We start from the raw sequence: 11473 nt of genomic DNA on the forward strand, positions 1-11473 counted from the left end.
GCTCGGCATCGCGATCGTCGTGGTGATCGTGCTGCTGGCCAGGTGGCGGGGGTTGCCTGTCACCACGATCTTGCGCCGCCGGCTGGCGATCCTACGGCCCAACCGGGGTGCGCGGCGGGCGGACGAGTCCGTCACCGACGTGCGGACGACGGCGCTGCTGAAGGTGACGCCGCCGTTGGCCGATGCCGACGCGCTGCCGCTGTCACTGATCGCCGGTTACGCCAAGCGTTACGGTCTGCGTGCCGACGCCATCCGCGTTACCAGCCGCGACAGCACATCCGAGGTCGGCACGCGGGAACGGGAGACCTGGATCGGCGTGACTTTGTCTGCCGCGGACAATCTCGCTGCGCTGCAAGCTCGTTCGGCGCATATTCCGTTGCATGAGACCGCCGAGGTCGCTGCGCGCCGGCTCGCTGACCATCTCCGTGAGAGCGGTTGGACGGCCGCTCTCGCTGCCCCCGAAGACGTTCCTGCGCCCTATCCGAAATCTGGCCGCGAGACATGGTCCGGGGTTTCCCAGGAAGGCACCGATTACGTTGCCGCGTACGGGGTCAAGGTCGACACCGCGCTGCCGAACACGCTCGCGGCGATCTGGTCGTACCCGGTCCGCGAAGTGTGGACGGCGGCTGAGATTAGCGGTGCCGGTGACAACCAGACGCTGGCGGCCGCGTGCGCATTCCGGACCGACGCCAGCCCTACTGCGAACGGGCCACTGCCCGGGCTGATTTCGAAGTCCGGCATCCAGCGTGCGGCGCTGACAGCGTTGGACCCGCTGTCGACCCGGCGTCTCGACGACCATGTCGCACTGCCCGAGTTGCTGCTACTCGAGCGGCTGCAGTGGGCCAGCACCGCACAATCACAGCCGGTCGTGCCACACCCAGTGGTGAACTGAGGCCCTGAGTCGTTATCCGTCGACAATCTGCCGGCATACCGTTACGCGCCAATTGGGGTTTCGGGCAGCGAGATCGACGCTAGCGTGCAGCTCACTCGCACTTCTTCGCGCCAGCGTCGATCTCGACCATCACTGAGCGCGACTCAGGACACTAGAGCCCGCCAGTCAGAGAAAAGAGGGCCGCGGCGTTCTCGTAGAGCACGCCGCGCAGCCACGCATCGTCGATGCCCGGCACCCGGGTGATCGAGCGCATCGCATCGGCGTAGTTGTAAGGGATGTTGGGGAAGTCGCTGCCGAACATGATGCGGTCACCCAAGTCCCGCAACCGCGGCAACTGCGACGGCGGAAACGGCATGAGTTCGTCGACGAACGGCGTGAAAGCCATGGTGGTATCGAGCCTCACGTCGGCCGAGCTCTCGCAGATGTCGAGAAACTCCACATACTCCGGCATTCCCATGTGGGCGACGACCAGTCGCAGCCGCGGATAGCGTTGCAGGAGAAGCCGTATCGGCTCAGGACCGGTGTGCTCGCCGGGGGCCGGCCCGGACCCGCAGTGGATTACAACAGGCACCCCGGCATCTTCGATGGCTCCCCAGACACCGTCGAGCATCGAGTCGTTGGGCTCGTATCTGCCGACCTGAACGTGCGCCTTGAAGACCTGCGTTCCGTTGTCGATCGCGGTCTCGACGTAGTCTGCGGCGTCCGGTTCGGGATAAAACGTCGCGGTAGCAAGGCAATCCGGCGTCGAATTGGCGAACTGAACTGCCCATTGGTTGAGCCAGGCCGCCATCTGCGGCTTGTGGGGGTAGACCAGCGCGGTGAAGCCGCGCACGCCGAACTGCCGCAGCATCTGCACACGTTCGGACTCAGCTGTCCGATAGATGATCGGCCATTCGCGACCCACCAGCGGGCCCGCGGAATCGAAGTACTGCCACACCTTGTCCATCACCGATTTCGGCATGAAGTGGGTGTGCACATCGACCACCCCCGGCAAGCCGAGCGCAGACCAGATCTGCCGTACCTCGGCGGTCTCGTCGTCGGCCATGGTCCATCCTCGACTCGTCGGGCAAGCAGCGGGTAATACCGTCTATATCAGTCGTCGCGCAGTCCGTTGAACTGGAGGGTCAATATGTGGGATCCGGATGTCTACCTGACCTTTGCCGATCATCGCGGCCGTCCGTTCGCCGATCTGCTGGCCCGGGTGGGAGCGCCGAGCCCGCGTCGGGTGGTCGACCTGGGTTGCGGTGCGGGCAACCTCACCGGTCAGCTGGCTCGACGGTGGCCGGAGGCGACCATGGAGGCGTTGGACAGCTCGCCGGAGATGGTCGCCGCAGCCCGAGACCGCGGCGTCGACGCTTCCGTCGGCGACCTGAGAACCTGGGTCCCGCAGCCTGATACCGACGTCGTGGTCAGCAACGCCGCGATGCATTGGGTGCCCGAACACGGCGAGCTGTTTGTTCAATGGGCGGGTCAACTGGGTGCCGGGTCGTGGATTGCGGTTCAGATGCCGGGCAACTTCGATAGTCCGTCGCATGCCGCGGTGCGGGCGGTAGCGCGGCGGAAACCGTACGCGAAGCTGCTGCGCGACATCCCGTTTCGGGTGGGGGCCGTGGTTGACACGCCGGCGCATTATGCCGAGCTGCTGATCGATGCCGGGTGCATCGTGGACGCCTGGGAAACCACCTACATCCATCAGCTCACCGGCGAGCATCCGGTGCTGGACTGGATCAGCGGCACCGCATTACTGCCGGTCAGCGAACAGCTCAATGAGCAGGAATACCAACGGTTTCGCGAGGAGCTTATTCCGGTGCTCGCAGATGCCTATCCAGCCCGGCCGGACGGGACCACGTTCTTCCCGTTCCGGCGGGTGTTCTTCGTCGCTCAGGTAGGCGAGCGAACCACCGGCTGAGGGTTACTACTCCGCGTGATGGATTTCGACGTCGATCCCGCGGTCGCCGGCGATCGCCGAGCGACTGGTGGGAACCTTCTGGTGGATCTGCAGATACGTTTCGGTGTAGCGGGCGGCAATGCGGGTGCCGGCGAAATCCGATGGTATTACGTCACCGGTCTTCTGCCGCCAATCATGAAGGCGGACAGCAAGGTCGGCGGCGATCTGGTCGGCGCTATCGTCGGTGTCGCCGGCCAATAGGTTATTGGTCTCAGTGGGATCGACGCGCAGATCGTAGAGTTCGCGTTCCGGTCGCGGGGCCGTCACCAGTGCTGCGACGGCGTGGCCGGATGGGCTTTCCTCGATATCCCATGGCAGATCCAATAATGGCCGAGGGGCGTAGTTTTCGATGTAGCTGAAGTCTTTCGTCCGGATCGCGCGGATCGGATCGAACGAGTCGTGATAGGTCTTGGTGGTGTAGACGTGGTCGCGTACCGGCTCAGCGGAGTCCGGTGCAATCAACGCCCGCGCATGGGAGATGCCTTCGATGTCGGATACCGCCGCCACGCCGAGCAGGTCCAGCAGTGTCGGCAGCAGATCCACCCCGCTGAAGAGGTCGTCGTAAACCTTGGGCGCCAACCCCATTCGGGTGGGAGGGCGCGCAATCATCGCGATTCCGGTCCCGGCCTCGTAGAGCGTGGATTTCGCACGCGGGAAAGCGGCGCCGTGGTCGGTGAGGAACACCACCCACGTGCTGGCGTCCAGACCGGTGCCCGCGAGCGTATCCAGTATCCGGCCCACCGCGGCGTCGGCAGTCGTGATCGATCCGTAGAACTCGGCCAGATCTTGGCGCACCTCAACGGTATCGGGTAGATAGTCGGGTGTATCGACGTCGGCGGCGTCGGCGGGTTCGTAGCGATCGCGTGGATAGGGGCGATGCGTTTCGAAGAAGCCGGCGGTCAGCAGGAACGGTTTGCTGGTGTCGTGGTCACGCAGCCATCGCTGGGCCTGTTCGACGACGTACTCGCAGTAGGAGTTGGACACGTCGAATTCGTCGAAGCCCAGCCGCGCGGGGTGTGACGTCTCGTGCTGCATGCCGAAAAGAGCGGTATACCAGCCGGATTCGGAGAGGATCTGCGGCAATGTCCGGACGCCCGGGCGGTACTCCCAACCGTGGTGGGCGAGTCCGACCAAGCCATTGCTCTGCGGGTAGCGGCCGGTGAACAGCGATCCCCGCGACGGCGAACACAGTGGTGCGGTGGCGTGCGCTTTGGTGAACAAGATTCCCTCGGCGGCCAACTGGTCCAGCCGCGGGCTCGCCACATCGGCGTGACCGTACACCCCGAGATAGCGGCCCAGATCGTGCCAGTGCACGAACAACACGTTGTCGCGCCGCGGGCCTGTCCCGTCTTGGTCTGCGTCTCCGCCGCCGATCGCCGCCACCTCCTGAGTTTGGGGACCCCATCGACGTTATCGGCTGCGCCGCGTCGGCGTGCGTACCGGGGCGTGTCCGCCCGGGCCGCCGGCAGCAACTACCAGTGTTGTGGTGGCCCCGGCGGGCCGTGCTGCGGCGGCGGTGGACCGGGCGGCCATTGCCCGCCGCCCGGAAACCCGCCTGGCCGATGGGCATCGGTCAGTCTCGGCGGCAACCCCAAGACCACCCGGAATGCCGGGACGAACATGAGGCCCCCGATCACCGCGACCACCAGGCCTGCGATCAGGTCGTAGGTGACCCGGCTGGTGGCGCCGTAACGAGCCTCGCAACCGATCGACAAGATCAGCGTGACGATCCCACCGCCGAGGATCAGGAACTGGCCCATCGGCCTCTTGACGAAGAGCATCACCGCACCGGCCGTCACCGCGAGACACGCCGCGATGATCAAAAACAGACACACGACAAGGGCCACCGGAACAGACGGCACCAAATGTTTGATCTGCTCGCGGCACATGCTCGAAAACTCGCCGCCGAACCGATTACACACATCCGCTGCGCGGCTGACGGCGCTGCTCAGGTTGATCCACAGGGTCAGCGTGAGGATGGCGCCGAGCAACCCCAGTAACCCGATCGCCGCGAGGCTGACCCAGTTGATGGTCTGCTGCGAAGTCGGGGCGGTGGCAGGAGCGCCGTAACCACCCCACGGCGGGCTGTAGCCGGGCTGTTGGCCGTATTCGGCCGGCGGCGGGAAGCCGGATCCAGGGGGCGGGCCGTACCCGGGTCGAGGAGGTTGCTGACCGTAGCTCTCGGGCCCCGGTTGGCCGCCGAAGCCAGGCCCGCCGTGCTGCCGGGGATCGTCTGGTGGGGGTCCCCACTGGGGGAGACCTGGCGGAGGTGGCTGCACCCCGGCATCGTAACCGCCGCTGGATCGGGGGCCGCGGACCTGGACTGCCGGCTCGGAGGCCGGCGACGCTCAGGTCGCCGTTTGGGGCGGTTGTCCCCAGCCATTCTCCGAGACGAATTCGGCGAGCGGACGCCCCAGCGCCCAGCCGTCCAATTCCAGTGAGGGTCGGTCGGGAAAGTCCGGCACCGGACCAATACAGAGGATCGCCATCGGCTCGGCATCGGCGGGCATCGACAGCAGCGATGCCAGCGTCGGCGGATCGAACAGTGATACCCATCCCATCCCGAGGCCCTCGGATCGCGCTGCCAACCAGAGATTTTGGATGGCGCAAGAGACCGATGCCAGGTCCATCTGCGGCATCGTGCGTCGACCGAACACGTAGCTGTCCCTGCCATCGGACAGTGCGACCACAAGCAGTTCAGCGCAATCGAGGATGCCTTCGACCTTCAACGCCAGAAATTCCTGCGCCCGCGCGCCCAGGGCATGCGCGGTCTGCAAACGCTCCTCGTTGACCAGGGCATGAATGCGGCGCCGCAGCTCGTCGTCGGTGATCCGGATGAATCGCCATGGCTGCATCAGGCCGACATTGGGTGCGGCGTGGGCGGCCTGCAGCAGGCGGGCCAGAACATCCTCGGGAACCTTGCTGTCGGCCACGAATCGGCGCATGTCACGACGTTCGGTTATCACGCGATAGACCGCGCGACGTTCCTGCGGACTGAACGCGTGATCTCCCACATCGTCATCGTAGAAACCGCCGGGTGCCGAAGCGACCAAAGATGCCCACTTCGACGCGTCGACCAGCTTGGTCGGCCAGACTTGGCTAGAACCCACGGTCAAAGGATCAGCCCAATGAATATTTCGGAGTCAGTGGAGCAATTGCCCACCAACGGCACGCGGGGCCGCGTGTACGGCGAGCCCTACCGAACCGCGGATGGCGGCACCGTGATCCCTGTCGCGAAGGTCCGTGCCGGCACGTCGACGCCAATGGGGTTGTTCGTCATCTATGGCGGCACGGCCCGATGGGTGCCGGCGGTCGACACCAACCGGATAGCGTTGATCGGGATCATTACCGGCTTGATCTCGGCGACGATCGGCACCCTGGCGGTGCTGCGCCGGCCGCCATGGCCCGATCTGTCGGCGACGTCGGCGGCCTGGACGCGACCTCGAGACATCACGGCCGGTAAGTGACGCCGACCGCCCGCAACACATTTTCCGGCGGCATGTCGAAGTTCAGCGATCGCCGCGGCAATGCGGACAGTACATCGGCGGGAAGGTCAAGCTTGTAGTGCAGCGATAGGTGTCCGGTGAATGTCGGGTCGATCTCATCGACATCCACATCGACCTGTAGCCCGTTCGTCGATATCTCCGCCGTGGCCGTACCGGATTGCGTTGCGTCCCAACGTACATCGACGACCGCGCCGGCAAGCTTGGGCAGCGACGACAGGGTCGCCAGGACACGCTCTGAGGTGAACACCAGCGACCCGACGTAGCTCGCGACGCTGTGTGCCGATCGCAGGCCGGGAATCGCACCGCTGAATCGCCGAGTGACGGGGACATAGTCGGCGAGGTAGATGACCCCCTCGGCCTCGACTTCGGCGCGCACGTCGGCGGGCAGCTTGCCGATGCCGAAGAGTCTGCGGACGAAGACCGGCATCAGTGGGCCCGCTTGCCCAGCCGCAGCCGGAACCGCACCAGGCCTGCCAATATGACGGCCAGGGCCACCAGCATGCCGGTGTCGTGCAGCCATGCGCTGGGCACGTGACGCCACAACCCGTCCACGGGCAGCCCCGCCTCGACGCTGTTCAGATCCACCGTCGACGCTGAGGCGGCGAAGCCCCAACGGGCCGGCACGAACCACGCCATTTGGTCCAGGACCAGCCGCCCCGTCACCGGAATCAGGCCGCCGGCCAACACCATCGAGACCATGATCGTCACCACGAGCATCGGCAGCACCTGTTCGGTGGAGCGGGCCAGCGACGACAACGTCAGCCCCACCATCGCCGAGGTGATCGCGGTCAGCGCCAGGCCCAGGTACAGCTCCACGACGCCGTGCGCCACGCCGTCGCCCAGCAGTGCGCCGCCGTGGGCGGGCGCGCCTTTGCCGATCGTCATGATGGCGACCATGACCGCGGTGCCGATCAGCGCCGCGGTGCTGTAGACGACGACTTTGGCCATCAGGTATGCCGACGCCGACAGACCCACGGCCCGCTCGCGCTGGAAGATCATCCGCTCGCCGACCAGATCGCGCACGGTCAGCGCGGTACCCAGGAACACCGCGCCGATGTTGAGCAGGATCAGGATGTCGATGGGTTCTTCGGGTGCGGTCGGGTTGGCGGATCCGAGCCCGGTGCTGCCGGGCACCGCCAGCGACAGCACGCCAAGCACGACCGGCAGCACCGCCAGGAACGCGAAGTATCCGCGGTCGGCGGTGATCAGCCGGGTTTGGCGGCGCACCAACGTCACGACCTGGCGCCACGAGCTGGTCCGCGGCGGCTGTCCCAGGGGTGCCGCGCCGGCGGTCGGCAACGGTCTGCGCGGGGCGGCGGGATGTCGGGCCAGATACGCGCGGTGTGCCGCGTCGGGGTCGGTGCTGACGCGGGCGAAGATGTCGGCCCAGTCGGTGCTGCCCATCGCCGGCCCGATCTGGGCGGGCGGGTCGGCGAAGGCGGTCTTGCCGCCCGGGGCCAATAGCAGGATCTGATCGCACATGCCGACGTAGGTGAGTGAATGCGTGACGACGATGACCACGCGACCAGCGTCCGCCAGCCGGCGCAGCATCGTCATCACCTGGCGGTCCAACGCGGGGTCGAGTCCTGAGGTCGGTTCGTCCAGGATCAGCAGCGACGGCCCGGTCAGCAGTTCCATGGCCACCGATGCGCGCTTACGCTGACCGCCGGACAACTTATCGACGCGAGTTGTCTTGTGCGGAGCCAACTCCAACTCATCGAGCACCCGCCCGACGACGTGGCGTCGATCATCGGCGGAGCTGTCCGGCGGCAGCCGGAGTTCGGCGGCGTAATGCAGGGCCTGCTCGACGGTGAGCTGGCGGTGCACGACGTCGTCCTGAGGCACCATCCCGATGCGCGAGCGCATCGACGCGTACTCGGCGTGCACATCGTGCCCGTCGAACGCAACCACACCGGCGCTGCGTGGCATCGCGCCACCGATCAACTTGACCAGCGTGGACTTTCCTGCGCCGGACGGCCCGATCACCGCGGTCAGCGTCCCCGGTTTCGCGGTGAAGGACACATCCTGCAGCAGTTGGCGGCCGTCGACGGTCAGCGCCAGCCCGTGTGCGGTCAAGCCATTGGTGCGGGCGGCGATCGGTTGGGGCACCAGAGTGTCGCCGGTCGCGAGCAAGTCGGTGTTGCCGATCGTGACGACATCTCCGTCGCGCAGCATCGCGCTGGTGATCAGCGCGCCGTTGACGAAAGTGCCGTTGCTGCTGTGGTTGTCGCGGATTTCCAAGCCGGCCGGGGTGGACACCAGCATCGCGTGCACGCGGGACGCCAGCGCGTCCTCGACGACGACGTTGTTGGTCTTGGCGCGGCCGATCGTCGCCGAGGCCGACGAACCCGGGGCCCGTCTGGGCTCGTTGACAGGAGGGGCGGGTCGGCTCGGCTGCGGCGCCGTAGGACGAATCGGCGGCCGCGACGGTGCACGCGCGGGGGGCTGCGGACCGGTCGGCCGGAACATTGCGGTTGCGGGGCTGCCGCCCAGCGGCTCATCGGCTCGGTGTTCGACTGTTTGAGGATTGCGGGGCCTCGACGGCGATGATGTCGCGACCCGGAATGTCAGCTGCGGCCCGCGCGGGCTGCCCAGCGCGATGCTCAGGCGGTCGCGGATGGGCACCAAGTTGGCGCGTGCACCGGCGACGAAAACGCCGTTCTGGCTTTTGTCGACAACGACCCATTGACCGCCGTCAAACCGCAGAATCGCGTGCACCCGCGAGATCAGCGTGAGGTCGTCGGGATCGATGTCTTGAAAGCGGATATCGCATTCGCGGTCGCGACCCACGATCACATCCCGGTCGACGGGAAAGGTGTACATCGCCGATCCCAGCCAGACCGTGAGCGGAGGCACGGCGATACCGCTCGCGGTGGCGAGCTTCGTCGTGCTGCCGTCCTGAGTGGGATGGCTGCGATCTGTCGGTGGCATCCAATGCTTTCTATACCCGCGGAGCCTGCACGCAACGCATACGAACATATCGGGGCACCAGCGGCGACATATCCCCCAGCGCCCCGTCGCGGCCACGCGGTGACCTGATCGACGCTAAACCTTGACTTGACCTGCCCATCGTGCGGCGCAGACCATAGAGGCGTGCGCCGACTGCTGGGTCTATTGTGCGCTGCGGTGTGCGCAGCCGTTGTACCCATGGCGACAGCTCCGAAGGGGGGTGCAGTCGGCGCACCTTGGTTTGCTCCCTCGGTCGGCAACGCCACTCAGGTGATTTCCGTTGTCGGAACCGGCGGTTCGAACGCGAAAATGGATATCTATCAACGCGGCGCCCAGGGCTGGCAGCCGGTCGAGGCGGCCATACCCACCCATATCGGATCGGCAGGTCTTGCGGCACAGGCCAAAAGCGGTTATCCCGCGACACCGATGGGAGTCTTCGCCTTACCGTTTGCGTTTGGGACAGCGCCCAACCCCGGCGGCGGGCTCAAATACGTTCAGGTCGGCTCGCAGCACTGGTGGAACGGCGACGACGGCAGTCCCACGTTCAACACCATGCAGGTCTGTCAACGGGCGCAGTGCCCATTCGACACGAACGCAAGCGAAAACCTGCAAATCCCGCAGTACAAGCATGCCGTCGTGATGGGCGTCAACCCAAACCGTGAGCCCGGCAAGGGCGCGGCATTCTTCTTTCACACCACCGACGGCGGCGCGACCGAGGGCTGTGTCGCGATCGACGATGCCAAGCTGGTGCAGGTCATTCAGTGGCTGCGGCCCGGCGCGGTCATGGCCATCACCCAATAGTGGTTGTCGCCCAACGGTTCTGACCGTCAAGCCAGCGCAATGCCTGGTGTGATCTTGAAGTCCAGGTTCTTCAACGACATCGTCGCGTCGTAGGTCCGGTCGTATCCGACCGTGCTGATCCGCCATCCGTCAGCGGTGCGGCGGTATCGATCGTGATAGAACCCCGCGCCGATCAGCATGAAGTCGAATTCGGCCACGATCACCCGGTCTTGCAGATACCAGGTGCCGGTGGCTTCGTCGCCGTTCACCGCGATCTCCGGATGGGTGACGCGATGCTCGGTGATCACGTTCGATCCGAGCGACGAGCGCATGTACTCGACGAGGTCGGCGCGGTTGGTGAAGTGGTGTTCTTCGCCCATCGACGACCCGTAGTCGCCGACGACATCCTCGGTGAGCGTGTCGGCGAAGTCGTCCCAGTGCTTGGTGTCGAGTGCACGCAGATAGCGGTACTTGATCTGTTCTATCGCAGCGACGTCGGCGAGCCAGGCGTCGTGACCGTTTGAGCTCATCACGTCATTGCAGCACACGCCGGCTCAGCGCAGATAGTGGGTGACCATATCGATGAGCGCGCGTCGCTCCCGCTGCCAGTCGATCGAGGTCCCCACGATCATCTGAGCCAGCACGACACCACGCAGCATCGCCCAAATCACTTCGGCCACACCATCATTAGCCGGGTCATCGGTGATCAATCGGCCCAGTTGACCGATCGCCGAATTCATCTCCAGCAGGTGGCGCCGCGACGAACCCCCCGGTCCACCGCGGTTGGCCCGCAGGATCTCGAACGCCGCCATCGAGGTTGGGCTGCTATAGCAACTCCAGGCGGTGTCGACGACAACCTCGATGCGCTCTCGCAGTGGCAGGTCCCTGACATCGGCCGCTGAGAGGCTTTCCAACAGCCTGGCCACTCCGTCGTCGACGACAGCCATCAGCAAGCCGTTGCGGTCGCCGAAGTGGTACTGGATCACCCCCCAGGTGACTCCAGCACGCTCGGCGACATGTTTGGCCGTCGCGGCGGCAAAACCCTCCTCCACGATGCAGCGGACTGTTTCGTCGATGATCTTCGCTCGGGTGTCGTCGCCACGTTTGCGCGGCGCGGTGGTCCGCCGGGTGGGGCTGACGGCTGGTCGGGCCTTCTGGCCTGCGGCGATAGACATTGTTGACTTTATAACATAGTCGAGTCTATTTTTGGGCGGTGAGCCAATCCCGCTATGCCCAATTGTCCCGTCAGGAGTTGGCGGTTCTGCTGCCTGAACTGCTGTTGATCGGGCAGATGATCGACCGTTCCGGCATGGCGTGGTGCATCCAGGAGTTCGGGCGCGACGAGATGGTGCAGATCGCCATCGAGGAGTGGGCCGGCGCCCGCCCGATCTACACCAG

At 65.6% G+C, this 11473-nt stretch carries 12 protein-coding genes and 1 pseudogene; 5 read left to right on the plus strand and 8 right to left on the minus strand.

Translation table 11 applies throughout. The features are described 5' to 3' along the window. Positions 1-892, plus strand: an 892-nt coding sequence (gene eccE, locus WAN02_RS22825) for a type VII secretion protein EccE (protein WP_422266642.1), incomplete at its 5' end; no start/stop codon positions are given. Positions 893-1043: 151 nt separating this feature from the next. Here the strand turns inward: eccE and WAN02_RS22830 are convergent. After that, on the minus strand, positions 1044-1937 hold the full coding sequence (locus tag WAN02_RS22830) for an amidohydrolase family protein (RefSeq protein WP_422266644.1): 894 nt from the start codon (positions 1935-1937) through the stop codon (positions 1044-1046). A gap of 84 nt (positions 1938-2021) precedes the next feature. Between WAN02_RS22830 and WAN02_RS22835 the strand changes: the two genes are divergently transcribed. After that, positions 2022-2801, plus strand: a complete 780-nt coding sequence (locus WAN02_RS22835; protein WP_422266646.1) for a trans-aconitate 2-methyltransferase — start codon at positions 2022-2024, stop codon at positions 2799-2801. Positions 2802-2807: 6 nt separating this feature from the next. Here WAN02_RS22835 and WAN02_RS22840 read toward each other — a convergent pair whose 3' ends face one another. The 3 genes from WAN02_RS22840 to bluB all read right to left on the minus strand — a co-directional run bounded on the left by WAN02_RS22840 (position 2808) and on the right by bluB (position 5854). Further along, positions 2808-4214, minus strand: coding sequence for a sulfatase (locus WAN02_RS22840; protein ID WP_422266662.1), 1407 nt, complete (start codon positions 4212-4214; stop codon positions 2808-2810). Between the two features lie 98 nt (positions 4215-4312). Next, positions 4313-5119, minus strand: coding sequence for a hypothetical protein (locus WAN02_RS22845; protein WP_422266648.1), 807 nt, complete (start codon positions 5117-5119; stop codon positions 4313-4315). Between the two features lie 69 nt (positions 5120-5188). Then, positions 5189-5854 carry a 5,6-dimethylbenzimidazole synthase gene (bluB, locus tag WAN02_RS22850; RefSeq protein WP_422266664.1) on the minus strand — a complete coding sequence of 222 codons (666 nt, stop codon included), beginning with the start codon at positions 5852-5854 and terminating at the stop codon, positions 5189-5191. Positions 5855-5968: 114 nt separating this feature from the next. Between bluB and WAN02_RS22855 the strand changes: the two genes are divergently transcribed. Further along, the gene (locus WAN02_RS22855; RefSeq protein ID WP_422266650.1) at positions 5969-6307 is read left to right on the plus strand and encodes a hypothetical protein; all 339 of its coding nucleotides are present in this window, start codon (positions 5969-5971) and stop codon (positions 6305-6307) included. On the opposite strand, the gene WAN02_RS22860 is transcribed toward WAN02_RS22855, so the two are convergent. Together WAN02_RS22860 and WAN02_RS22865 are read right to left on the minus strand one after the other, a co-directional pair. Next, entirely contained in the window at positions 6291-6773 is a 483-nt protein-coding gene (locus WAN02_RS22860) for a hypothetical protein (RefSeq protein WP_422266652.1), read from the minus strand. The genes WAN02_RS22855 and WAN02_RS22860 overlap by 17 nt on opposite strands. Continuing rightward, complete coding sequence (locus WAN02_RS22865) at positions 6773-9277, minus strand: ATP-binding cassette domain-containing protein (protein ID WP_422266654.1); 2505 nt, start codon at positions 9275-9277, stop codon at positions 6773-6775. The genes WAN02_RS22860 and WAN02_RS22865 overlap by 1 nt, the downstream gene beginning before the upstream one ends. 162 nt (positions 9278-9439) lie before the next feature. Between WAN02_RS22865 and WAN02_RS22870 the strand changes: the two genes are divergently transcribed. After that, the gene (locus tag WAN02_RS22870) at positions 9440-10096 is read left to right on the plus strand and encodes a L,D-transpeptidase family protein (RefSeq protein WP_422266656.1); all 657 of its coding nucleotides are present in this window, start codon (positions 9440-9442) and stop codon (positions 10094-10096) included. A gap of 26 nt (positions 10097-10122) precedes the next feature. On the opposite strand, the gene WAN02_RS22875 is transcribed toward WAN02_RS22870, so the two are convergent. Together WAN02_RS22875 and WAN02_RS22880 are read right to left on the minus strand one after the other, a co-directional pair. After that, a complete protein-coding gene (locus WAN02_RS22875) occupies positions 10123-10623 on the minus strand; it encodes a nuclear transport factor 2 family protein (RefSeq protein ID WP_422266658.1) in 501 nt (166 codons plus the stop codon). Positions 10624-10629: 6 nt separating this feature from the next. Continuing rightward, positions 10630-11250, minus strand: a complete 621-nt coding sequence (locus tag WAN02_RS22880; RefSeq protein WP_422266660.1) for a TetR/AcrR family transcriptional regulator — start codon at positions 11248-11250, stop codon at positions 10630-10632. A 38-nt stretch (positions 11251-11288) separates the two neighbouring features. Between WAN02_RS22880 and WAN02_RS22885 the strand changes: the two are divergent. After that, positions 11289-11473 (plus strand): annotated as a pseudogene (locus WAN02_RS22885) (hypothetical protein); the annotation flags it as partial.

The sequence above is a fragment of the Mycobacterium sp. genome (assembly GCF_049281135.1).
Taxonomy (GTDB): Bacteria; Actinomycetota; Actinomycetes; order Mycobacteriales; family Mycobacteriaceae; genus Mycobacterium.

Coding starts and splice junctions, on each gene's coding strand:
- WAN02_RS22880 (WP_422266660.1), bottom strand. CDS start 11,250: ATGTCTATCGCCGCAGGCCAGAAGGCCCGACCAGCCGTCAGCCCCACC.
- WAN02_RS22860 (WP_422266652.1), bottom strand. CDS start 6,773: ATGCCGGTCTTCGTCCGCAGACTCTTCGGCATCGGCAAGCTGCCCGCC.
- WAN02_RS22835 (WP_422266646.1), top strand. CDS start 2,022: ATGTGGGATCCGGATGTCTACCTGACCTTTGCCGATCATCGCGGCCGT.
- WAN02_RS22830 (WP_422266644.1), bottom strand. CDS start 1,937: ATGGCCGACGACGAGACCGCCGAGGTACGGCAGATCTGGTCTGCGCTC.
- WAN02_RS22865 (WP_422266654.1), bottom strand. CDS start 9,277: ATGCCACCGACAGATCGCAGCCATCCCACTCAGGACGGCAGCACGACG.
- WAN02_RS22855 (WP_422266650.1), top strand. CDS start 5,969: ATGAATATTTCGGAGTCAGTGGAGCAATTGCCCACCAACGGCACGCGG.